General features: G+C 52.4%; 20 protein-coding genes and 1 riboswitch. Of the genes, 3 read left to right on the top strand and 17 right to left on the bottom strand.

Translation table 11 applies throughout. From position 1 onward, the window contains the following. Positions 1-52: 52 nt before the first annotated feature. Positions 53-1,669 carry a response regulator transcription factor gene (locus tag AC0YN4_RS22735; protein ID WP_475836843.1) on the bottom strand — a complete coding sequence of 539 codons (1,617 nt, stop codon included), beginning with the start codon at positions 1,667-1,669 and terminating at the stop codon, positions 53-55. Further along, on the bottom strand, positions 1,644-3,425 hold the full coding sequence (locus AC0YN4_RS22740; RefSeq protein WP_475836844.1) for a sensor histidine kinase: 1,782 nt from the start codon (positions 3,423-3,425) through the stop codon (positions 1,644-1,646). The genes AC0YN4_RS22735 and AC0YN4_RS22740 overlap by 26 nt, the downstream gene beginning before the upstream one ends. 273 nt (positions 3,426-3,698) lie before the next feature. On the opposite strand from AC0YN4_RS22740, the gene AC0YN4_RS22745 reads away from it, so the two are divergent. Beyond that, entirely contained in the window at positions 3,699-4,721 is a 1,023-nt protein-coding gene (locus AC0YN4_RS22745; RefSeq protein WP_475836845.1) for an LLM class flavin-dependent oxidoreductase, read from the top strand. Positions 4,722-4,791: 70 nt separating this feature from the next. Here the strand turns inward: AC0YN4_RS22745 and AC0YN4_RS22750 are convergent, their stop codons facing one another. The 10 genes from AC0YN4_RS22750 to AC0YN4_RS22795 all read right to left on the bottom strand — a co-directional run bounded on the left by AC0YN4_RS22750 (position 4,792) and on the right by AC0YN4_RS22795 (position 14,581). Continuing rightward, positions 4,792-5,211, bottom strand: a complete 420-nt coding sequence (locus AC0YN4_RS22750) for an NUDIX hydrolase (RefSeq protein ID WP_475782764.1) — start codon at positions 5,209-5,211, stop codon at positions 4,792-4,794. A gap of 24 nt (positions 5,212-5,235) precedes the next feature. Then, positions 5,236-5,826, bottom strand: coding sequence for a hypothetical protein (locus AC0YN4_RS22755; RefSeq protein ID WP_475782765.1), 591 nt, complete (start codon positions 5,824-5,826; stop codon positions 5,236-5,238). A 66-nt stretch (positions 5,827-5,892) separates the two neighbouring features. Further along, positions 5,893-6,954 (bottom strand): S66 family peptidase, encoded by a 1,062-nt coding sequence (locus tag AC0YN4_RS22760; RefSeq protein ID WP_475782766.1) that lies wholly within the window; start codon positions 6,952-6,954, stop codon positions 5,893-5,895. A gap of 18 nt (positions 6,955-6,972) precedes the next feature. Next, positions 6,973-7,848: an SDR family oxidoreductase gene (locus tag AC0YN4_RS22765; protein WP_475782767.1), complete on the bottom strand. Its 876-nt coding sequence runs from the start codon at positions 7,846-7,848 to the stop codon at positions 6,973-6,975. A gap of 24 nt (positions 7,849-7,872) precedes the next feature. Next, positions 7,873-8,856 carry a phosphotransferase gene (locus tag AC0YN4_RS22770; protein WP_475782768.1) on the bottom strand — a complete coding sequence of 328 codons (984 nt, stop codon included), beginning with the start codon at positions 8,854-8,856 and terminating at the stop codon, positions 7,873-7,875. Between the two features lie 543 nt (positions 8,857-9,399). Continuing rightward, a complete protein-coding gene (locus tag AC0YN4_RS22775; RefSeq protein ID WP_475782769.1) occupies positions 9,400-11,202 on the bottom strand; it encodes an ABC transporter ATP-binding protein in 1,803 nt (600 codons plus the stop codon). Between the two features lie 146 nt (positions 11,203-11,348). Further along, complete coding sequence (locus AC0YN4_RS22780; protein WP_475782932.1) at positions 11,349-13,094, bottom strand: ABC transporter ATP-binding protein; 1,746 nt, start codon at positions 13,092-13,094, stop codon at positions 11,349-11,351. Positions 13,095-13,212: 118 nt separating this feature from the next. Continuing rightward, entirely contained in the window at positions 13,213-13,335 is a 123-nt protein-coding gene (locus tag AC0YN4_RS22785; RefSeq protein WP_475836846.1) for a hypothetical protein, read from the bottom strand. After that, on the bottom strand, positions 13,332-14,240 hold the full coding sequence (locus AC0YN4_RS22790; protein ID WP_475782770.1) for a DMT family transporter: 909 nt from the start codon (positions 14,238-14,240) through the stop codon (positions 13,332-13,334). Before AC0YN4_RS22790 ends, AC0YN4_RS22785 begins: the two co-directional genes overlap by 4 nt. A gap of 23 nt (positions 14,241-14,263) precedes the next feature. Then, positions 14,264-14,581 carry an MGMT family protein gene (locus AC0YN4_RS22795; RefSeq protein ID WP_475782771.1) on the bottom strand — a complete coding sequence of 106 codons (318 nt, stop codon included), beginning with the start codon at positions 14,579-14,581 and terminating at the stop codon, positions 14,264-14,266. Positions 14,582-14,745: 164 nt separating this feature from the next. Here AC0YN4_RS22795 and AC0YN4_RS22800 point away from each other — a divergent pair, with 164 nt between their 5' ends. After that, positions 14,746-15,978 carry an aminopeptidase gene (locus tag AC0YN4_RS22800; RefSeq protein ID WP_475782772.1) on the top strand — a complete coding sequence of 411 codons (1,233 nt, stop codon included), beginning with the start codon at positions 14,746-14,748 and terminating at the stop codon, positions 15,976-15,978. 486 nt (positions 15,979-16,464) lie between these two features. Here AC0YN4_RS22800 and AC0YN4_RS22805 read toward each other — a convergent pair whose 3' ends face one another. The 5 genes from AC0YN4_RS22805 to AC0YN4_RS22825 all read right to left on the bottom strand — a co-directional run bounded on the left by AC0YN4_RS22805 (position 16,465) and on the right by AC0YN4_RS22825 (position 23,065). Continuing rightward, positions 16,465-17,187: an amino acid ABC transporter ATP-binding protein gene (locus AC0YN4_RS22805; protein ID WP_475782933.1), complete on the bottom strand. Its 723-nt coding sequence runs from the start codon at positions 17,185-17,187 to the stop codon at positions 16,465-16,467. A 14-nt stretch (positions 17,188-17,201) separates the two neighbouring features. Beyond that, positions 17,202-17,855, bottom strand: a complete 654-nt coding sequence (locus tag AC0YN4_RS22810) for an amino acid ABC transporter permease (protein ID WP_475782773.1) — start codon at positions 17,853-17,855, stop codon at positions 17,202-17,204. Between the two features lie 88 nt (positions 17,856-17,943). Then, positions 17,944-18,768, bottom strand: coding sequence for a basic amino acid ABC transporter substrate-binding protein (locus tag AC0YN4_RS22815; RefSeq protein ID WP_475836847.1), 825 nt, complete (start codon positions 18,766-18,768; stop codon positions 17,944-17,946). Between the two features lie 158 nt (positions 18,769-18,926). Next, on the bottom strand, positions 18,927-21,257 hold the full coding sequence (locus AC0YN4_RS22820) for a histidine kinase (RefSeq protein ID WP_475836848.1): 2,331 nt from the start codon (positions 21,255-21,257) through the stop codon (positions 18,927-18,929). Positions 21,258-21,451: 194 nt separating this feature from the next. Then, positions 21,452-21,604: riboswitch (cyclic di-AMP (ydaO/yuaA leader) on the bottom strand. A gap of 201 nt (positions 21,605-21,805) precedes the next feature. Beyond that, a complete protein-coding gene (locus tag AC0YN4_RS22825; RefSeq protein WP_475782776.1) occupies positions 21,806-23,065 on the bottom strand; it encodes a DUF445 domain-containing protein in 1,260 nt (419 codons plus the stop codon). A 397-nt stretch (positions 23,066-23,462) separates the two neighbouring features. Here AC0YN4_RS22825 and AC0YN4_RS22830 point away from each other — a divergent pair, with 397 nt between their 5' ends. Next, the gene (locus AC0YN4_RS22830) at positions 23,463-24,479 is read left to right on the top strand and encodes a LacI family DNA-binding transcriptional regulator (RefSeq protein WP_475782777.1); all 1,017 of its coding nucleotides are present in this window, start codon (positions 23,463-23,465) and stop codon (positions 24,477-24,479) included. Positions 24,480-24,499: the final 20 nt, after the last annotated feature.

Here is a 24,499-nt window from a genome sequence, read left to right on the forward strand (position 1 = left end):
ATGGAACAATCTATAGATTCGTGGTCTCCTGTATAGGTATTCTCGCAGACAACTATTCCCTTGCCCGATATTCCTGCGGAGTCAGCTGAATCCGTTTCTTGAAGAAGCGGATAAAATAACCCGAGGTCTCAAACCCGACCTTGTCGGCGATCTCATGGATTTTGAGCGGCGTGGCTGTAAGCAGCTCTTTCGCTTTCTCCAGGCGCAGCTCGGCGATGTATTCCGATAAATTCATGCCTGTCTGCTGTTTATAGAGAACGGACAAGTACGCAGGATTTAAGTAGACGATCTCGGATAAGCTCGTGAGCGACAGATCGCCGCCCAGATTGTTCCGTATATACTGATGCAGCCGTGCAATCAGCTGATGCGTCCGTTCATGCTGAATCGATTTGCGCCTTGCATAGATCGTGGACGTCGTCTGAAGCAGATAGTTAAGCGCAGCCTCGCTCGATGGATGGGCGGAGAGGTTCATCAATCCATCCCTGACAGCGGCATCGCCTTCGCCGGCGCGTCCCTCCCCTCCCTGCGTCAGTTGACTGAGCAGGAGATTGGCAATGGCATAGTAGACAAGCGTATATTCGGCATATTGAGTAGGCAGCGAGGTATAGCTCTTAATCGCCCCAGCGAACGCCTCCTCGGTACCATCCTCCAGCAAATGCTCCAGCTGCAGCATCAGTGTTCGCAGTGGCGGCAGGGCAGCCTCAGGAGCGACTCCCTCTTCACGCCGGTCTAAGATCAGCAGCATGCAATCCCGCGTCCCCAGTCCGACGATCAACCTTTTCTTCATCTGCTCGTATACGCGAGGCAGCTGCTCCCACTCCGTAGGTTGTGCACCGCAAATCAGCGAGACAGGCAGCTTCAGCAGCTTGCCACAGGTTTGCTGAATCGATTCCATCGTACCCTGTACGAAGCTGACGGTGTCCCGCCATGTATCACTTCGCTCGCTAGCTTGCGCTGCCGGCTGCAGGAGGCAAATAAAATGGTGCATATCCAAACTCGCAGTAAACACGACTAACGGCGCATAGTATTCTGAGGCAATATTTTGGACGGCATAGAGCATCAGTGCTCTGTCGTGATAGCTTCCTTCTCCCCAGCGGTCGATGCGTCCGATGAGCGGAATAACCGGCGCATCACTGCGCAGCGGAATGTGCAGCTCCTGCAGCTTCTCTTCCGTCGCAACGGAATGAGCCTCGCTCGACTCCAACACCGCCATTAACCAGTCCCGGTGCAGCAAGGGCAGCGCACGGCTCAATCGGTCCTTGGCCTGCAGCATAAATTGCTGGCTCTGCGACTCCGCAGCCAGACTATCAATCGCTTTGCGAATGCTGCGAATGATCGCTTCGTCGCCTTCGGTTTTGAGAATATAGTCAATGGAGCCTGTCCGAATGGCAAGCTGCGCGGTTTCCAGGTTATGAATGCCGGTGAGAAAAATAATCTTGCAGCGCGGCCACTGCGCCACAATCCGCTGCTGGAGCTCAAGTCCGGTCATGCCCGGCATACGTACATCGCTAAGCACAATGTCAATCTTCGTCCGCGTCAGCCACTCGAGCGCTTCCTCCGGGGAGTAGGCCCGATAGATGTCCAGCTCCAAACCCGGAGTATCCTCGATCATTTCATACAGGCCGTCTACCGTGAATCTCTCGTCATCCACAATCAATAAGCGGTTCATCCTCCGTACCCGCCTCCCTCGGAATCGTCATCGTCACTTTGAGGCCTCGTTCCTCGCCCAAGCTGAGCGTCAGACCGCCGCCCCCGTACTTGATAATAATGCGCCGGTGTACGTTAAGCAGACCGGTATGCTCTGTCGGCTGCGCTTTGTCGAGTAAACTCAACTGCAGCTCGCGCAGTTTCTCCTCATCCATGTTCTCCCCGTTGTCGGTAATGGAAATCTCGATCGCCCCGGGTTTCGTGCGGAATGCGACTGTAATTAAACCATTCCTTCGCTTATGCTCCAGGCCATGGTTGTAGGCGTTCTCGATAATCGGCTGGACGATGAGACGAGGAACCGGGAAGGCGCGCAGTTCCTCAGGTACCTCCTCGAACTCCACCATGATCCGCTCGGAGAATCGGATCGATTGGATTTCCGCATACGTGCGGGCATGGTGAATCTCGTTTGCCAGCGGTACTTCATCCGAGCCGTCGCGTGTGATGTATTGGAAATATTCCCCCAAATGCTTCGTGAAATAAATAACATTATCATGGTCCCTCTGCTGAGCCATTCGGTACAGAATAAAGTAGCTGTTGTACAGAAAGTGCGGATTGATCTGCGACTGCAGATGGCGCAGCTCGGCCAGTCGGGCAAGATACTGCTGCTCATATACTTCATGGACAAGCACATCAAGCCGCTTCACCATGCCGTTAAACTGTCCGTACAAATATCCGAATTCATCCTGCAGCGGGTAATGGACCTCCAGATTGAACTGTCCCTGCTCGATGCGCCGAAAGGAGCGAACGAGCCGTTTGAGCGGTTGATGAATAATGAGATAAATACTGTAGGAGAACAATAGAACCAGGAAGACGGACATCGCAGACAGCACATAGAACCAGAACCGATAGACTTGCAGCGACGCGTTAACTTTGTTCGCGGGGACATACATAAGCAAGGTCATGTCGAGCCGCGAAGAATGGTTGGAGACCACCAGATAAGACTGGTCTTGCCATTCCACCGACTGCAGCTTGCCTTCCTCCGTCGCATCTTCTTCGTGCTGAAAATCATGAATGAGCTCCTCATCCACCGCGTCCGAACCGCCGCTAATGAGAAAAGGCTGTTTGTTTCCGATCAGCGCCGTATGTCCGCCTTCATTCGTAAACTCCTGCAGCACTTTGCTTAATTCAGAACGCGAAATCTCAATGGCAAGAAGGAAGACAGGACTTCTTCGGCTAGAGATCGCAGGGTCGGGATATGGAATACTAATGAAGAGCCGTTCTTTCCACAATAGAAAGGGAGACTCAAACCGATTCGTCGACTTGCTCAGCGCGTGGAATTGCTCTTCATCAAAGTTACCGATGACGTTGGCATTGGCAGACACGGTTCGGTTCATGGCAGGGATAAAGGCAATGGCATTATCCACGAATTTGCTGGATTTCTGAAGGGCATCGAGGCGGCTCTTTAGTCGAAGCTGCGCCTGCATCTTCTCGATTTCCGTCATTACCTCAGAGGAGGAGGACAGTTTAAGCAAATCGTCATCATTGACATATTCCTGGAGCTGACGAATGGCACTGTCGATATCGAATTCCAGCATGTTCATATAGAGAGAGGTCCGCGATACAAGGGAGTCTGTGATTTCTTTCTGGACGTGGGAGGAGCCGGTTTCGTTCATTTTCCAGCTGATGATGTAAAGCGGTGCGAGTGTAACAAGGAAGGTGAGGACAAGCTTGGGCAATATAGATACAGAAGCGATGCGTTTCAGGATATTCAGCAGCATTTGCCACCCCCGGCATAGTAGTTGCTTCTATCACGCAGGAAACGCTCCACCTGTGATGGGAAAGCACAGATGCACGGATGCACGAGCCAGGAGGAGTATCCTACATAATTCTCCACATATCGCCAATTCCCTCCCCGGCCCATTAATGTATAATGGTTATTTACTTGTAATTAGTTAGCAGCTTGAAATAACTCTGAGGGTGTTCCATAATAAAGATATCAATGGCGCACTACCGCATACCAACTACCAAAGATACAGGAGGTCATGTTAACAATGACTGATTCCATAAAAGTACCGCTGTCCGTATTAGACTTAGCATCCGTTATCGATGTCGGGACGCCGGCGGACGCATTCCGTAATACACTGGACCTCGCGCGCCACGCTGAGCGGCTTGGCTATAACCGCTACTGGCTCGCCGAGCATCATAACATGGCAGGCATCGCAAGCTCGGCTACCTCAGTCGTCATCGGCTATGTAGCCGGCGGCACGAAACGCATTCGCGTCGGCTCCGGCGGCATTATGCTGCCGAACCATTCTCCGCTTGTCATTGCCGAGCAGTTTGGCACGCTGGAGTCGATGTACCCGGGCCGAATCGATCTTGGCCTTGGCCGCGCACCGGGCTCTGACCAGACGACGGCTCGCGCGCTTCGCCGCGATCTGGCTTCGAACGGGCAGGAGTTCCCGGAGCTGCTGTCCGAGCTGCGCGCTTACTTCCATCCGCCGGCGGATTCCGTTAGGCCGGTGCGCGCCACACCCGGCGAAGGCTTGGATGTGCCGATCTGGCTGCTCGGCTCAAGCGGCTTCAGCGCGAAGCTGGCTGGCGAGCTAGGCTTGCCATTCTCGTTCGCGAGCCACTTTGCTCCGGAGTATCTCATGCCGGCGATCCATCTCTACCGCAGCAGCTTCCGCCCGTCCGAAGCACTCGCGAAGCCTTATGTCATGATCGGCATCAATATTGTCGCCGCGGACACCGATGAGGAAGCAAGCTTCCTCGCGACTTCGCAGCAGCAGCAATTCCTCAGCCTCATCCGCGGCCGTCCGGGCAAGCTGAAGCCGCCGATCGACGACATGGATGAGCTGTGGATGGCGCATGAGCGCGATGCGCTGCAGTCCAAATTCAAGTATGCGATCACCGGAAACAAGGCAACCGTAGCTGCTCGCCTGCGTGAAATTCTAAGTGAGACGATGGTCGACGAACTAATCGTCACCTCCCAGATTTACGATCATACCGCGCGTCTGCGGTCTTATGAGATCGTGGCTGAAGCAGCCGGGCTGGAAAGCTCTGCGGCGGACTAATTAAGCATGGTATCAAGAAACGCCCTTTACTCGGCCCGCTTCATAGCGGAACCTCGTAAAGGGCGTTTCTTTATTGTTCATCCATCGCCAGAACCTTGCTCATGTTCACCTGCTCCAGCATATGCCCGATGTTGCCTTCACCGGCATAGAGCGACATGTCGAAGAAATCATGATGCAGCTCCGACCAATAGAGCTCGTTCTCATCACCAGCTACCTCCACATCGCGTTTCAACTTACCGGCGTAAACCTCCACATAACAGTCCTGCAGATAATAGGTGAAGTCCATGACATGATGCAAAGTGACATCCACTTGCGAAATGCCGGTTTCTTCCGCCAGCTCACGATAAGCTGCATCGATCCCTGACTCGCCGGGTTCGATTTTGCCGCCAACCAAATTGCTTAATCCTTTATACGGCTCCTTCAGTCGCGTGCACATGAGCAGCCTTTCCTCGTTCTTGCTGTAAATCATCAGCACATTATATCCCTGCAAGTTCAGGCGCCCTCCCGCGAGTTATTAATAAGAAACCTTCTTCGTCGCTATAGCCTTACCATCCTGACCGACAGCTTCCATTGTAAGTTCTCGATCCGTAATCCGCTCATCCGCCAGTACATACCAGAGTCTTATTGGCTTGGTGTCTACGAGGGTCGCCTTCGTCCGGACCTGTTTATCTCCATCTTGGAACATCACGTTTATGGAACGAATGTGATCATCGCTTATAACCCCGTAGAGCATAGTCGGTACCAGTGCGATTTCGCCGGCAAACCCGTCATCCGCGAGATAAGCCTTGATGCTGCCATATTCCGCCGACTGCTTCGTTACCCATTTGCCGAAAATATTCTTTTTCAATAATCCATAGCCCAGATCCGTTACCGCAAGGTCCTTGGCTGCACTTACCGCCTGTTCCTCCGGTACGCTCAAGTAGAACGCTAGCGTATCTCCCTGATCCACTTTCGTTTGATACAGGAGCTGCACCTTCTTCATATGGCCTTTATTGAGCACTTCCTCCACGGTGGAGCTGTTCCGCGTGCCCATGAAAGTATTGAGCAGCAGCAGCACGAGCACTGCGCCCAGCACATAGTAGATTCTCTTGCCTTTAAGTATCACTGCCTATCCCTACCTTCCGAAGCTCCTAACACCGAATGTTCGGTAGCTTCCCCACTGCTCAGCCTGCTATACAAAAGATTGCTTAACCGTCCCTTTGCCCGCTTCCACTTCAATCTCCGCATAAGCTCCATTAATCAAAGTGATCTGCGGCGGAACATGTCCGCAATCGACATCCACGACAATAGGCAGCCCAAGCTCTGCAGCCAAATCGGTGTACACATCTTCAATGGTGTAATTCTCAACCGGTCTGTCAGCGGGACTGCGGCCGAACAAAATGCCGGAGCAGTTCTCGAACCAGCCTGCCAGCTTCATCTGAACCAGCGATCGGCGTACATCCGCCGTGTTCAACTCGCAATTCTCGAGCACCCATACTACCGGTTCCCCGGGAATGTATTGCTCTCTGAACCGCCGAACATCGCCGTACGGCGTGCCGATTAAATGCCGAACGACATCGATGCAGCCCGCGAGCAATCTTCCTTTCATTATTGTTTTGCCGCTGAACCGCTCATCGTTCTCTCCGCTGGGTGATTCAATCTCGCCGCTAGGCAGCACTTTGCGCCAATAGGTGGGTTCCGTCAGGTTGAACACGTTCGGATTGTCGCTCACCCAGTCCTTCTGATAATGAAGCGAGGACCGCTGCTCGCAGGATTCGCCGGCTTGGGTCGAGAGAACGGTCTGCCACATGGCAGTCGTCTCATCAGGCACTTCTCCTCTGAGGTCCACAATATTCGTACCATGCGCCGTGGCGATTCCCGTCCTGAGTGTGATGGCAAGCAGCAGTACGCTTAGATCGGAATACCCGAGCACCCATTTGGCTGGCAGATGAGCATAGTCTACCTGATCCACCATCTCAATTAACAATTCGCCGCCCCAAGGGGGAATGATCAGATCGACTCCGGCATCCTGCATCATCGCATTAAACTCTTGTGCGCGCACTGCAGCGGGAGCGGATTTCGCTTTATTTTGCGTATAGGTTGTAGCTCCATATTTAATGGCAAACCCTCTCGTTCCTAGTCGCTCACTAACCTGTTCCAGCAGTCCGTGCGCCACCGGATCTACTCCGGACGAAGGTGCAGTAACCCCAATTGTCGCTCCCTCAGTCATCCAAGGGTATTGAATCGTTCCCATCTTCGCGCTCCCCTTTTGTTAAATGGAATAGGTGAACCTCGTCGCTTGCTCGCTCCACGCCCAGAATCGGTTAGCCTCTTCCGCGGATGCCGCCAGCTTCGAAACCGCAAGTGGCTTCAGCTTGTAGAAATAATCGCCGGACTTGCCGCCAATCTTAGACTCGGCCGCACTCGCCAGAAACACAGCTGTCGCCGAGCCCTGCTCCGCCGTCTGGAAGAATGGACGCATCAGCTTATGGACGAGCGCACCGAACCCCGTGTTCCGATTCACCCCGATGTCGGTCGACACTACGCCGGGATGCAGCGCATAGACCGGGATGCCGGCTCCACTTAATTTGCGTGCAAGCTCCTTCGTGAACCAAATATTTGCGATCTTCGAGCGGCTGTAAGCGCGCCAGACCGTGAAGCTCTTGGACATTCCCGGATCTGCGTAGTCCATTGTGCCAATCTTATGTGCACCGGAGGATACGTTTACAATCCGCGCCGATTGACTCTGACGCAGAAGCGGCAGCAGCAAACCCGTCAGCAGATAATGCCCCAGATGGTTCACGCCAAGCTGACGCTCGAACCCATCCGCCGTTTCTTCCCGCTTCAGCGTAATAACGCCCGCATTGTTGACCAGCACATCGAGATGGCTTGTCCGGCTAGCCAGCTCCGTCGCAGCTTCTCGGATGCTCGCGAAGGAAGCGAGGTCGCAGAGCAGCAGCTCTGCATCTCCGCGACCGGACTTGCGGTTCGCGTAGTCTACAGCCGCCTGCCCCTTCTCCCGATTTCGCGCAAGCATGAATACCTTCATACCGTGCTCCGCTGCAAGCATCGCGGCCGTTGCCCGTCCCATACCACCGCTTGCTCCGGTTACTAGGGCGATTCGCTGTGAATGATCACTGTTCGTCATTGACGAGTCACTCCTTTAGAGGGATTATGATTGCGCGGATAACCTGGCGACACATTGCTCGAGGTTGTCCAGCGTTTCCTTCAACTGCTCCTGCAGCTGCTTTATGGACCACTTGCCGTCAACTCCGTTGAGACGCCGCAGATCACCTGCGATTAGAAGCACCATCCATAACGAGAACAGCGCGGTGAATAAGTAATAGCCCTGCTTGAATGCGTTCGCTTCGAGTTTGATCCCGTGGCTGGCACTTTGAAGGATGTATCGATTCAGCAGTTCTTCGCGGAGCTCAGGCGTCATCGCCTTCGGGAACACGGGATGCGTCGAATCGATCAAGTGATACAGATCCCAGTAGCGGCTGTTCAGATGTGCATGCTCCCAATCGAGCACGCTGACGGCGCCCTTCACCCGCGCGTAGTTGCCGAGGTGCAGGTCACCATGCGAGATCACGTTTCTCTGCCACTGCTGGGTGGAGGCTGCTGATTGCATCATTAGTGACTCCAGATGCCGGAGGACTGACTCTGCATTCGTGAACCTTGTCGCGAGCGGTTCCAGCAGCTCATTACGGCGACGGAGATCCATCACCTGCTTCGCAATATCCTCGATGAACGGCTTCGGCCCAAGCAGCTGTTGCTGCTGCAAGTGTTCCACAGGCAAGGCATGCCACCACGCCACATGCGCGATGAGTTCAAGCGCAGCGTTCTCTTCGAATTTGTGTTCAAGAGGTCCCAAGTCCTCGAACAGCTGCCAGCTGTTCTCGCTGGTCGCAACCTCCGAGCCAGCCAGCAGCTGCGGATAAACGGCGGGAAAAGACATCCCCTTCAATATATGCTCATACACCCAGGCCTCTTGCCCAAGCTGACTCTCATTCGTTAACGGCTTGAATATGTAACTTTCCTCGGGCGACACATAGACGCGCTCCACACACTTCCCGTTCGTACCCGTGTAGAGAATATCTCTTCTCCAGATTCGACGATCATCCAGCGTCCCATCCGGCCGTACGATTTCCTTCAACGCGCGTCACCTCCTACTCCACTGAAAACATTCCCATATAACGCCTATTGTACATGTAAAATGAGGCAGATGAAACGGCCATCCGCACGATATCGCGGGAATCCCGCTGCCACGCCGAAGGGTGGGAGGTGATTGGTTGGTGGCAATATAGTTGGTAGGTGGTCGATGTGCTCGTTTGGTGGCAGTCGGCGCATCACTTCCCCCTCCTAAGTAGTATGGCCACCGGAAATGTTTCGCTTTCTGCAACATTTCAAGGCAATATCGAGCCTTTTCTAATAGATATTGCACAACATGCAACATTTTCGGCTCAAAACGCTCTTTAGGCGCTCATCTGCTCAGAAATGTTGCATTTTCTGCATAATTAGCGACTGAGGCACCCTTAAGACAGCCGATTTGTTGCACTTTATGCAACAATCGCTCACTCCTCTCACTATCGGACACCACTGCCACGTACACCCCCCCGCTCCTCTCTCCCATCCCGCTCAACAAAAAAAGAACTGTTCCAAAAGTCACCTAGCACACTTTTGAAACAGTCCTTCACTATTACAAACCCTTGCTCGACGCAGCTGCCGCGGCAGCATCCATTCCGGCTGGAGCATCAGCCGAAGCGGTCGCCTGCTCGCCCGTTTGCAGCTGATACATCTTGAAGTACCGGCCCTGCAGCGCCATCAGCTCGCGGTGATTGCCTCGCTCCACGATCTCGCCGCGATGCAGCACGAGGATCTGATCCGCCTCGCGGATCGTCGAGAGACGGTGCGCGATGACTAGCGTCGTGCGTCCTTCGCTGACGACCTTCAGCGCCTGCTGGATCAAGCCTTCCGTTTCACTGTCGATGCTGGCCGTCGCCTCGTCCAGGATGAGAATGGAAGGGTCGAACGCCAGCGCCCGAGCAAACGAGATCAACTGTCGCTGCCCGGAAGACAGCGTGCTCCCGCGTTCCACTACCTGCTCATCATAGCCGCCGGGCAGCTGCTCGATGAACGGTGCGGCACCAACTTCACGCAGCGCATTCTTCACGCGGTCAATGCTAATGTCCTTGTTGTACAAGCTGACATTGAACTTGATATCGCCTGCGAACAAGAACGGATCCTGCAGCACGATGCCCATATGCTTGCGCAAAGCCTGCTTCGAGAAGCTGCTAATATCGCGCCCATCGATGGTGATGACACCTTCCTGCGGCTCATAGAAGCCGAGCAGCAGGTTCATGATGGAGCTTTTGCCAGAGCCGGTATGGCCGACAAGCGCAACCGTCTCGCCTCTATGCGCCTCAAACGAGATGCCTTTCAGCACATTCTCGCCTTCCTTATAAGCGAAGGTCACGTTGTCGAATTTCACAACGCCTTCTGGGCGGTTAACGCCTGCAGTATCTTCAACTTCCTTGCCTTCGATGTCCATAATCGCGAACACCTTCTCAGCCGAAACGAAAGCCCGCTGTGCATTGGTCAACTGATCGAATATCCCGATAATCGGCTGGAAGATCCGGCCCATATAATCGATAAACGCATAAAACACCCCGAAGGAAATGGCCGTCTGCAGCGACTCTCTTCCGAAATACCACACCACATAAGCTGTAACCAAACTGCCGATGGTGCCTACGATATTACGCGAGGACAGAGAGAACACCCGGAACTGCTTTACTTGATTCACATAACGATCCTCGTTCAGCACCTCGAACTCCTCGATCGTTACTTTTTCCCTGCGAAAAGCTTGAATGATCGGCATGACGACTATCGATTCATTGATCATCGCGTTCATGTCGCTTAACCGAGCGCGCATGATGGTGATGAAGACCTTTGAGTATTTTAAATGCACATACATGATGATCACGAACAGCGGCGGCAGCAGCAGCGCGTACAGCGCAAGCCGTGCATCCAAGATAAACAGCGCCGTGTAAATCCCCGCCAGCTGTACAAGACTGACCACGAAGGTCGCCATGAAGCTCATAAACAGATCACGCACAGCTTCCGTATCGTTCGCGATACGCGAGACGACCTGTCCAATCGGAGTGTTGTCAAAATACTTCAGCGGAATTCGCCCGATATGCCGCATCAAGTCGATCCGCATGTTCTTAATGATGCGAAGTGCCGTGGCTTGCAGCAGGTACGATTGTGAAAAGTTACATATGCTGGCTGTGAGCAGCAGCCCCATGTAGAGGCCCAGTAGCTTAAGCACTGCGCCGATGTCTCGTTCATCGATCGATAGATGCTTGTCGATGATGGTTTTGGTAATATACGGTCCGCCGAGCTCAGCGCCGACCGCAATGCAAAGGATGAGCAGCGCCGCGATAATACGGTATTTGTAGACGAGTGCATAGCCGAGAAGCCTTCTCGTCGTCGATGGATTCATAGCTACCTCCTGAATTCGGATGCCCGTAAGCGGGCTAATTTGTTGGCTTGCGCCTATTTCCGATATACCTAGCTCACTAACGCCGCTAATCGCGCCTAGTTTAGACAGACCTATCTCACTAAGGCCGCTAATCGAGCCTAGTGTAGCTAGTCTTCCAAACTAGCTTCCATCTGCTGGCGGTCCCATTGCTGCCTGTACCAGCCGCCGAAATGCATCAGCTCTTCGTGTGTGCCTTCTTCAACAATGCGCCCATCATCGAGCACCAGAATCCAATCCGCGTGGCTGACGGCAGATAAGCGGTGCGTGGCGATGAAGGTCGTCTTGCCTGCCCGCTCCAGGCGGATATGATGCAGGATGCGGCTTTCCGTTCTGGCATCCACCGCCGACAAAGCGTCATCCAGCAGCAGAATCTCTGAATCGATAAGCAGCGCCCTCGCGATGGCAAGCCGCTGCTTCTGACCGCCGGAGAGCATGACGCCGTTCTCGCCGACGATCGTGCCAAGCCCTTCCGGCATCGCGGCGATATCCGAGGTGAAGGAAGCCATCTCGACTGCTTTTGCAATCTCGGCTTCCGTAGCCTGAGGTTTGCCGAGCGCGATATTGTCGCTGATGGACTTCGAGAGCAGCAGATGCTCCTGCGGCACATAGGCGATCCAGCGTTTCACTTGGTCGATGGCGATCTGTTCAACAGGCACCCCCGAGATAAACAGCTTGTCCGAATCAACGGGGTATTGTCTTAGAAGCTGCTTCAGCAGCGTACTCTTCCCGCTTCCCGTACGGCCAACGATGCCAAGCGTCTGCCCACGCTCAAGCGTGAACGATACCTCGCGCAAACTAGGCTGATTGGCTGTTGGGTAGGTGAACGTCAGCTCCTTCATCTCAATCGTCGTCGGAGTGGCCACCTCTACCGGTGATGCTATATCCGCAAGATCCGGCTCTTGCTTGAACGCTTGCTCCAACCGATCCGCAGAGGCACTACCCCGCTGCAGGACGTTGATAAACTCACCGAAAGAAATCATCGGCCAAATTAACATCCCTAAATAAATATTAAAGGAGATTAACTGTCCCAGCGTAATCTCATCGTGAAATACCAGATAACTGCCATAGCCGATGCCGATGGAGTAGCTGACACCCACAATAAGCGAGATAAGCGGCTGAAACAGTGCATTAAGAATAGAAACTTCACGGTTGCGATCCATAACCTCCGTCGTCACCCGGTCAAATGCAGTCAGATCATGCTCTTCCTGCACGTAGGAACGAACAACTCGTATACCCGAGATGGACTCCAGTGCATGGTTGTTCATTTTGCCAAAAGCATCCTGAGCCGCCATGAACCGAACCCGGACTCGTTTCCCCAGCTTGTTGATGACGATGGCCAGCAGCGGCAGCGGAATTAATGCGGCGATCATAAGCTTGTAGTCGATCAGCGAAATCATCGTGATGATGACGACCGATGCGCCCACGAGCGTATTCACAAGCGTCATCACCCCGTACCCCGCCGTATTGCCTATGGCCAGAATATCGTTGGTAGCCAGCGCCATCAGCTGACCGGTATTGTTCCGTTGGAAGAACGAAGGCGTCATACGAGTCATATGAGCCAGAAACCGTCCGCGCAGCAGCTTCTCGATCAGCACCGAGTTGCCGAACAGCGTTGTAATCCAAATATATACGAGCACATATAAGAGCAAAGAGAGACTAACCAGCAGCAGCACGGTGCTGCTCAGCTGAGAAGCCGTCAGCGTGTGCTCGCGAATGCGGTCAATGGTGTTCCCGATCATTTTCGGCGGAACCGTCGTTAACAGGCTCACCACCGTCATCAAGCTGATGGCAAGCGTGTAATGCATCCATCTGAGTTTAAAGAACCACTGAAGCCGTGTCACGAAAGACAAGATATTGCCCCCTTTATTCATTCTGCCAAAAGTTACTACCTTAATTGTACCTCTTGCTGCAATGTACCAACATCTCACCTTGTATCCTTATAGTAATTTGCCCAAAACTGGATATTTCCTCCTACCTGCTGTAAACGAACATCGCTTTACTGCCGCAAGCAAACCCGCCTTCGAGCTGCATGCAAAATGACAGCCAAAAACGGGTCCATCGTTTGAACATATCTTCGCGATACTTCTTGTTCAATGAACGCTTCGCGGCTTCAACGCTGCCTCTCGTCTTGGCTTCCGGCTTGCCAGGAAGACGCCGAAGAGGATAATAACGAGCCCTGCGAGCATGTTCCATTTGATCGCTTCGTCTAGAAGAACCGAGCCCCAAATCAGCGCGGTAGAAGGCACCAAATACGTGACCATGGAGGCGAATTCTGCGCTGCCCTTCTCGACCATATAGTAGAACAAGATATAGGCGAAGCCCGAGCCGAAAATCCCAAGCCCGATAATATGCGGCACATTGCTCATATCGCTCACATGCCCCCACGTTATCGACTCCGTAGAAAATGCCAGCGTGCCGCTGACGATCGCACTGCTAAGCAGCGTGCCGTATGTAATTTGGTACATGGAGCAGCCTCGCACGGACAGCCTTTTGGACAATTGCGAGCCCACAGCATAACAGAACGTAGCCGTCAGCATGCCGATTAGTCCAATGCCGTTGACCGACAGCAGCGCGCCGGGACGAATGCCGAGCAGAATCACCAGGCCGATTGTCGCTACACCGATGCCTACCCACTGCATGTAATGCGACTTGCTCTTGAAGAACAGAATGCCCACGATGATCGTCCACACCGGTGTCATCGCATTCAAGATCGAAGCCATGCTGCTCGTCAGATGCTGCTCGCTGAATCCGATCAAGGTCCAAGGCAGCGCCGTATTGATCAGTGCCATGATAAACATCGCCGGCCAGGGCAGGCTGCGGAAAGCAAAAGGCTTCTTGAAGATCAGCATAATGAACAGCACAACAACCAGTCCGCAGAATGATCGCAGAAACGCAATCGACCACGGGCCAAAGTCATGCAGCAATAGTTTGATAAAATAAAACGAACCGCCCCAAATGAGGCTTAACAGCAGAAGTGCAGCATAGATGAGTCTGGGCAACCTGTAATCCTTCTTTCTATTCCTTAATAATTCGGTTCAGGCTCGTAGCGGAATTCCCCCAAATCGATCGTGCCGGCGGGACTCACGTAGACTCCTTCACCCTCAAGCAACACACGCTGCATGTAGCGCCCGTCACCGTCGCCGATGGCGATCTCGCCTTTTCCGTTAATGACGCGGTGCCATGGCAGTCCATGCTTCTCGCTCATGGAATGAAGAATACGCACCACCTGCCGCGCCCCTCTTGGGCTGCCGGCCTGTGCCGCGATCTGACCGTACGTCATGACCGTGCCTGATGGGATTTTCGCGATAACTGCTATTACTTGTTGCGTAAATGGCGTCATGACGCACCTCCTATAATCTCTATTAGTATACACCCTATACTGCCTGCCCCTGCAACCAAAGTTGAATGATCGACCCCTGCTGCCCTCCGAGAAATTCCCCCCTTAGGGAAAAAGTAGGGTTATATGTTAGAATAAATTTATTCTGCCTTGTAGGAGTGAGTCCATTGCCTAATTTTCAAGAAAAACTCGAGCGTTACGCAGCTCTTGCCGTTGAGGTCGGCGTAAATGTTCAGCCTGGCCAAACCTTAGTGATTTCTACATCCCTGTCATGCGCGCCTTTCGTGCGTCTTGTCGTGAAGAAAGCTTATGAAGTCGGCGCCAAAAACGTTCATGTAGAGTGGAATGACGATGTCGTCACTCGCACCAAATACGAGCTTGCCCCAGATGAAGCTTTCACAGAATATCCGGAATGGCGTGCAAAAGGCTGGGAGCAGATGGCTGCTGATAACGCGGCATTCCTCAGCATCATCGCACCTAACCCGGATCTGCTGAAAGGCACGAAGCCTGAGCGCATCGCCAATGCGAACAAAGCGGCAGGCATCGCGCTGAAGACATGGAGAAGCTACACCATGTCCGACAAAGTCAGCTGGTCCATCGTCGCCGTTCCATCCCCGGATTGGGCGGCTAAAGTGTTCCCGGATGTGGAGCCAAGCGGTCAAGAGGATGCGCTATGGGATGCCATCTTCGCAGCAACTCGCATGAACGAAGAAGATCCTGTCGCTGCTTGGAAGTCGCACATTGAAGTGCTGGATACGAAAGCTTCGCACTTGAACGAGAAGAAATTCCGCAAGCTGCACTATACAGCGCCGGGAACCGATCTCACGATTGAGCTGGCACCGGGCCATATCTGGATCAGCGCAGGCAGCGAGAACGCGAAGGGCGATATCTTCGTCGCGAACATGCCGACAGAGGAAGTGTTCACTGCCCCGCTTAGAGGCGGCGTGAATGGAACTGTGTCCAGCACGAAACCGCTTAGCTACGGCGGCAACCTGATCAAGGATTTCTCGCTGACGTTTAAGGACGGTCAAATCATTGACGTGCAAGCCGAAGAAGGACTTGAAGTCCTTAAGAACCTTGTCGCCACAGACGAAGGCGCCGCTTACCTCGGCGAAGTCGCGCTTGTTCCCCATCGTTCCCCAATCTCGGATACGAACCTCGTGTTCTACAACACGCTGTTTGACGAGAATGCTTCCTGTCACTTGGCAATCGGCAAAGCCTATGCTTTCTGTATTGAAGGCGGCAAAACGATGAACGAGGAAGAACAAGTCGCGAACGGCCTCAACAACAGCCTCGTGCACGTGGACTTCATGATCGGCTCCGCAGAGCTGAACATCGAAGGCGAGCGCGTCGACGGCACGACGGAAACGATCTTCCGCAACGGCAACTGGGCGTTCTAGAAAGCTAGACGTACGAAAACACCAATCTGAACAGCCTTATTGGCTGCAGATTGGTGTTTTTCAGTGTGTCGAGAAATTCACGTTGATAATACGTCGGTTGAATACCTTCCGGCACGGCAAGAAGGCAATCTTCTTTATGTCCTGTCCTACGCGATGAGCGCATGCTTCTTCGCATTCCAACTTTAACGGTTGTGACAGTGGTTATTCGGTATAAATCCAGCATTTTTAAATGCTAACGGTTGCCAGTAAGCTTATTTGAACGTTCTCCTCTGGAATTCGACCCATTTATTGCAAATAAGTTCTCTCACAACCTTTAGATTGTCAAAAAGGCTTATTTACATAAAATAGCCACTCTGACAACCGTTAAAGTTTGTTCAATCATATATAGACCAAAAAGTGCTGCCGAGACTTCCTCTGGCAAACTGAAAAGCACCAATCCAATGCCGCATATGGCATTGAGATTGGTGCTTTTTCTAGTTAAGTTCCTTAAAGCACCTTCGACAAGAACGCCTTCGTCCGCTCCTGCTGCGGATGCTCGAAGATCTGTGCCGGCGTGCCTTGCTCGACGATGTAGCCCTGCTCCATGAAGATGACGCGGTCGCCTACTTCGCGGGCGAAGCCCATTTCATGCGTGACGACAACCATCGTCATGCCTTCCTTCGCGAGCTGCTTCATAACCGCAAGCACCTCGCCTACCATCTCCGGATCGAGCGCCGATGTCGGCTCGTCGAAGAGCATGATCTTCGGCTCCATCGCAAGCGCACGCGCAATCGCGACGCGCTGGGATTGACCGCCGGACAGCGAAGCCGGATAAGCATTCGCTTTGTCGGACAAGCCTACCTTCTCGAGCAGCTCCAACGCTTTGGCGCGTGCTTTCTGAGCCGGCCATTTGCGAATTTGAATCGGACCAATCGTAATATTGTCCAGCACCTTCAGATGCGGGAACAAATTAAACTGCTGAAACACCATACCCACTTCGGTACGGATGCTTGTGATGCTCGTATTCTTATCCATCAGCGACTGGCCTTCGATCACAATGTTGCCGCCTGTCGGTTCTTCCAATAGGTTAAGGCAGCGCAGAAACGTCGATTTGCCTGATCCGGAAGGACCGATGACAACGACAACTTCTTGGTTGCTGATATCTACGTTAATATCTTTAAGTACGACATTCGTGCCGAACGCTTTGGACAACCCGGTTACTTGAATGATTGGACTCATGTGCATTACACTTTCCTTTCCAACGCATTGAGCAGCTTACTTAATGAGTAAGTAAGAATGAAGTAAATGAGCGCAGCTGTCAGGTACGGCTCCCATACACGAATGTACTGCCCCTTCATGACGTTGCTCCAATACATAATCTCAGGCGCCGTAATAAGCGCAACCAGCGAGGAGTCCTTCACAAGGACGATAAATTCGTTACCGAAAGCCGGAATCATCCGTTTGATCGCCTGCGGGAGCACGATGAAACGCATCGTTTGAGCATGCGTCATACCAAGCGATTTCGCCGCTTCTGTCTGACCTTTGTCGATGGACTGAATACCAGCCCTGTATATTTCAGCCGTGTAGGCTGCAGCATTCAAAGATAAAGCGGTGATAGCCGCAACAATCGCATTCGTTTTACCGTAAACGAACGGAATAAGACCGAAGTGCACGATATAAATCTGCACAAGCAGCGGAGTTCCGCGGAAGAAATTGATGTAAGACTGCATCGGCCACCGAAGAAACCAGCGAGTCGACATTTTGCCGAAGCTAACGAGTAATCCCAAGATCGAACCGATCAAAATCCCCGATAAGGAAATCCCGATGGTATACAGCGTCCCCTTCAGTAGAAGCGGCGCATAATCCATAATGATATCAAATCTAAATCTTAAATCCATCCCAATTCGCCCTTTCGTCTTCTTTACATCGATGATAGGCTAAGCGAACAAAAGGGCATGCGCAATCACGCATGCCCTTGGCGCTTTCTTACTTCAACAGATTAGCCGTATTCGGCTCTTCGCCAAACCATTTCTTATACAGTTCTGCATATTTGCCGTTCTCGATGATTGTCTTAATCGCCGGGTCCAGCTTCGCTTTCAATTCGCTGCCTTTCGGATACAGAATGCCGTAATACTCCGGCGTGAAGTTTGTTGTATCCGAAATTTCTTGGTATTTCTTATCCGGGTTATTCTTGATGTAATCACGAACGATCGCAATATCGGCCACAACCGCATCTGCGCCGCCTTGATCCAGCTCAAGCAAAGCAACGGCATTGCTGTCGAATTTCTTCAAATCCGTGTTGCTGTTACCCATGATCTCCGTCATCAAGATGTCAGCTGTAGTACCGGTTTGAACAGCAACCTTCTTATCTTTCAAGTCAAGCGCACTCTTAATGTCGCTGCCTTCTTTAACCATAATGACGTTAATGGATTCAAAATACGGCATAGAGTAGTCGTAAGTTTGTTTGCGCTCGTCTGTGATCGAGATACTCGAGATTCCTGCTTGGAACTCTGTAGCTTTCTCTACGCCAACCAGCATGCCATCCCAGCCCGTGTTCTTCACTTCATGCTTTAGGCCGGCTTCATCCATAACGGCGTCAAGGAATTCGATGTCGAAGCCCGTGATTTTGTCTTTGTCCATATATTCCATTGGAGCATAAGCCGCATCTGTTGCAAACATGTACGTTGTATCATCACTGCTGTTGCCTGCTTCGCTGCCTGTGTTGTTATTGTTACTGTTCTTCGCACCACAACCAGAGAGAATTACCGCTGTCACTAATGTAAGAATAGCTATAATATACCACTTTTTCATTCTGTTTCCCCCTAAAGTCATCTTTAATACACTAAAGATTCTATCAAGAAAAAAGTCTTGTTTCAATTTAAATTTTTAAATTGTCAGGTAATCTCACATATTACCAAGTTTAATGGATATCCATGCTTGTGAATAAATGTGTACCTAAACCCCAGTATCTATTCTTCTCCAATTTCGATGTTTGGATTAAAATCCGCTACAACAAGCACATCCATATGCCGTCCATCACGCAGAATGGTGTCGACCACGCATTTATTCCGCAGCTTGCTCCAGAAGCCTTGACCGGATTGACCGAGCACCATTTGGGAGCTCTTCAACACGTTCGCCTTCGCCAGCAAAGCAGCAGGTACATCGTTACGCGAGACATTGTGCTCGACCTCGAACGTACCGCCAAGTCGCGCCGTCAACTCTTGCAGCTCTGCAATCCGATCCTCTTCACCAGGCACCGCATCCGTCTGCACGTAATGAACATGCCAATCCGCTTTGAGCCTATGCGCAATTCGGAAGCCGCGGCGAATGAGTCGCTCCGCTTTCTTGTTCACCGTTACCGCAACGAAGATTGATTCGTGACGACGCCATGGACCGCGAAGCGAACCGTTGCGTTCCCATGATTCCAGTCGCTCATCGACATCGTCCGCGATTTCCCGCAAAGCAAGCTCGCGCAGCGCAATTAGATTACCTGTCTTGAAGAAGCCGCAGAGCGCGTCCTCAACGTCGCACATTTTATAAATATGACCTTCCCGCATCCGTTGCTGCAGCGTGTCAGGCGCCACATCGATCAGCTCAACCTCATCGGCAACGCGCAGCATCAGGTCCGGAACCGTCTCTTTTACAGCAGTCCCTGTAATTTGCTCTACCGCATCCTTCAAGCTTTCCAGATGGTGAATGTTCATTGTCGCAATAACGGATATGCCGGCGTCCAGGATCTCCTGAACATCCTCGTACCTCCGTTTGTTGCGGCAGCTCGGTGCGTTGTTATAGGCCAGCTCATCAATCAGCACAACCTCCGGATTGCGCGCAATAATCGCGTCCACATCCATCTCCGAGTAAACCTGGCCATCGAATTCAACTGTCCGACGAGGCACAACCTCAAGCCGCCCGGCCTGATCCTGCGTTTCCGCGCGGTCATGCGTCTCCATAAGTCCAACTACAACATCGATTTCTTTGCGCAGCAAATCATTGCCCTCGCGAAGCATCATATAGGACTTGCCCACTCCCGGTGCTGCGCCGACATAGACCTTGAATTTACCGCGGCGAATCCGCTCGATCTTCTTCTCTACCTCTTGCGCACTCAGCCTCCGGTACGGCTCGGCTGTCATCTTCGGGGTTGCCCGTTTCGTCGGCAGTACTCGCTCCCCCTCATGATCGGCTCTGTCCGCCATGAAGAAAACGTCAATGTTGCGCATTTGTTTCAGCACGCTTCCCGCGATAGAACCCTGTGCAATCTCCTGTGCACGCGTCTGCTTGGAATGCCCCATAACAATACGGGTGGCATTAATCAGCATCGCGTATTTAATGAGTGCACGCGGGATTTGTCTTCTATTATTAACCAGAATCTCTCTAAAGCCGGCATCCACCTTCTCGGTCAGCTTCAGAATGGAGCGCTTGAAGTCATCTCTCTCCTTCGTGGGCTCCTGGCTGGAATCGACGAAGACTACAACCTCCAAGTCGCCGCCAAGACGTTTGGCGATTTGTTGCCCGCGCCGGATATAGATCGAACCATTCCAGTGATACTGCGCCGCTACCAAGATGCGCTCCGTCGCGCCGGACGGCCCGATGAAGCCCTGCTCCTCGCGGTATTTCTCCAGCGACTCGTTCACGCCCTCCGCCATCAGCCGAAGCGCAATCTCTCTGAGCTTGCCGAGGTTCCCACGCTTGAGCAGCCCGGGATCTTTAATATTATTTAAACGCCCTTCATTTAGGCGTGACAGAATCGTTTCCGGTGAAGCATCGATTAACCGCACCTCATCTGCCAATTCCAGCAGATCCGCGGACACCGTACATTCCGCTGTGATGCCTGTCAATTTCTGCGCAAGCTCGGTTACTCCTTCGAGTTCGTATACATTCACGGTCGTGATGATGCTGATACCATGACTCAGAAGAAATTGGATGTCCTCCAAACGGTTCGGGAATTTCGCTTCCGGACGGTTCTCGTGCGCCAGCCCGTCAACGAGCAGCACCTCCGGATTCCGTTCCAGAATGGCATCCAAATTAAGATCCTTCTTCTCCACGTCCCCCTTGTACCAATGAATACTCGGAATCCGCTCCAAATCAGCAAGCTGCTCCACCGTTTCAGGTCGGCGCATCGTCGATACTGCGCAAATCACAACCTCAATGCCTTGCTGCATAAGCGCTTGGCCTTCGCGCAGCATATGATAGGTTTTGCCTGAGCCGCTCACGGCACCAACATAAATTTTAAGACGGCCGCGATGAATTTTGGAGATGGATAAGAGCATTTCTTCAGGGGTTTTGCGGCGGTAACCAGCCATGACAACTTCGCCTTCCTTTCTACACCTTTAAACTTACATAATCTTCGCAAACTTATTCTTCTTTGTGACCATCCTTACCTTATAAAACGCACAAAAAAGAAGCCTGCAGGGGGATTGCCTCTTTAACACAGAGGAACGCCTCTCGCGGCTTCTAGGCACAAGTTATCATCAAAGTGTCTATTGCACGAACATTCGTTGCCTCTCTTATACGCTTTCGAGGTTAGCTGACGGATTCGGGCGTGAGAGTCGCCCTACTTGAAGCGTCGACCATGCGGTCTGTTCTTCAAGATTCACCCCAGATGAGTGGTTCCCCCGATTTCTATTCAGAAATTCAGCGCTATAGCAGAAGATTAAGCATGAATCGTATGTTACGCCTGCGCATGTCTTTTGTAAAGGAATGCCGCAAACGGTTTCGTTCTCATTTCCAGCCAACTGACGCGAATATAACGCTTACAATGGAGTAGATCGCAAGCACTCTCCTTCTACCTCACTAATTTGCCGTTTCTCACAAATAAGGCGAAATAGAAGAGACAGCCTGCTGCTTCGCGCTAGTTATAACCGAAGCCCATTTCAATTAACCGGAGCAGCAGACCAATCAGGAAGCCGCAGACGGCACCATTCACCCGAATCCATTGCAGGTCCTGCCCCACTTTATCTTCAATTAACTCCACCAGCTGATCATTGTCGAGACGATCGAGGTTCTCCTTGACGAACGAGCCGATCTTCGCGTGATTGCGTTCAATGAGTCCGGCGATCTGCCCTTTCAACCAATGCTCGGCATCCTGAACCAAGCCGTGGTTCTCCTCCAGGCGATCAAGCAGCCCCTCCAGCATCGGCCAAACCTTAGCTGCAAAATCCTCCGAATGAAGGAACGTAATGCCCCTCTCGCGCAGCGATTCGAACAACCGTGTCATCTCGCCATCCAGATCGAAGGAAGCAAGCAATTCATCGCGCAGCGCGTTCAACTGTCCGGTCTCGGCCAAACGTGAGATTAACATCTCCAGCCCTTGATGCAGATGCTTCATAATAACAGCACGACGATCCGTGCCTTGAACCTTCAGTTCATTAATCTTCGTTAGGATAAAGGATTGCAGCATCGTGCCCAGCCGATCCTCATCCAGATAGCCGATAAACGCGTTGACCGCAAATTGCATCAGGCCGCCCAGATTCAGCCCTTTCACGAGCTGCATCGCCGCATTGCCCAGCTCGCGGCGCATCCCTTCGGTGCTCGCCCATTCTTCCGCACGCTCCAGCAGCAGATCGAGCAGACGCTCGTCTACGCCATTCTCCACGGCGTTGCGCAAGAAGCCGCGCAGCGCTGCTTCCAAATCAATTCGCTCCACCGCGGAGCGAATTTCCCCCGAGAGAATAGGGACTAGCTTCTCCATCTCGATCGTACGCAGCGCTCCCTCAAGCAGATGAGGCAGACGCTCGCTGTGTACCGCCGAATGAGCCGCCTGGCGAAGAGCAGGCAACAGCTGCTTCGCCAGCTCAATCTGCCGCAGCTTCTCGATCATGCTCTCCTTCGCAAGCAGCCGATCCTCGAGCACGCGCACGATACCGTCCGACATCTTCTTGCGATTGCGCGGCAGCAGCGCCGTATGCGGAATCGGAATTCTCAACGGATGGCGAAACAGCGCCGTAACGGCAAACCAGTCCGCGAGCCCCCCGATGACACCGGCCTCGAAGCCGACATGCAGCAAGCTAAGCCCCGTGCCGCCGAAAGGCAGCGTAGCCGCGAAACCCGTTGCCATAATACCAAGCGATATATTAGCAATATGTTTGTTTTTTCTCGAATCGTTCGCCATGTTCTTCCTCCTACTAGTGCTTCTTTACACCATACCACTTCATACGAATCAGTTGCAAAAACAGCCCTAAAAGCAAGAAAAAAGAGACAAGACCCGGGGTCTGTCTCTTCCTCCGCCTTCAGTCGCCATTGCGCTCGTCAGCTCTTCCGGCGCTCCAGCTTATGAATACGGGTAATTTTGGATTTATTATATGCTTTTTGCGATAGCTTGTATAGGAAGGACAGAAATTATGCTTGATAAACAGAGAGGCCTCCACTACAATAAGGAAAGAAACAAAAGTTAAAGCACTTTAACTTTGAATTCGAACAAGTTAATTATCATCGGGATTAGATCCTATATTTTTTTGAATTAAAGTATAACCGCTTTAACTTTACTCGCCGGAGGAGAATGCATACGCATGAAGGTTAGTATTTTCGATGTCGCCAAGAAGTCGGGCCTCTCTGTTGTCACGGTATCCCGCGTGCTTAACGGTGCAGGTTCTGTGCGCGAGAAGAATCGACAGAAGGTGCTTGAGGTGATGAAGGAGCTCGATTATCGCCCAAGTGCGGCCGCTCGCAGCCTCGCAAGGGGCAAGACCGGTATTATCGGCCTCATCATGACCACCATGCAGGATTCTTTCTTCGATGAAATCGTCAATGAGATTAACGGTATTCTGGCTGAGCAGGGATACTTCCTCGCTGTAGCTGTGACGAAGAGCATCAGCCGGGAGGACAGTCACTATCTGATCCAAGAGGACCGCGTGGATGGTATTATTCTGCTCTCACCGATTGAAGAAGACCATTATATTATTGAAATGAAACGACGGAATATTCCTTACGTCCTGATCGATAATCAGAAACCGGAGAATGATGTCTACTCCATTACCGTGAACAATTTCAAAGGTGGTTATACCGCGGCGCAACATCTGATTGAGCTTGGACATACATCCATTGCGCATCTTAGCGGCAGTGAAATGTTTAGAAGTACTCGGGAACGCCGCAATGGCTTCCTGGAGGCGCTTCAGGAAGCCGGCATCCAGCCGTTCGAGCTCGTTTCCGGCGAATATTCGGCTGAGTTCGGCTATCAATCGGCTAGGCGATGGATCGAAGCGCAGCAGCTTCCGGGCGCGGTTTTCGCCGGCGATGATTATATCGCGATCGGCGTTATTAATGCCTTTATGGAGGCCGGCATTCGCGTTCCGGATGAAGTTGCCGTAATCGGCTATGACGATCAGCAGGTCGCTACGCTGCTGCGCCCCCTCTTGACGACGATACGGCAGCCGGCTGACCGCATCGGAGCGGCCGCTACAGAAGTGCTGCTTAAGCGAATCGACGGATCGATGAAACGTGCAGCCAATCTGCGGATTGACCCTGAGCTCGTGCTCCGCCAATCAACAGGAACTGTCATGAAGCACAATCAGCTGGAAAACACTTAATGGATCGACCTTTTGGAAAC

The organism is Paenibacillus sp. J22R3 (assembly GCF_056269305.1).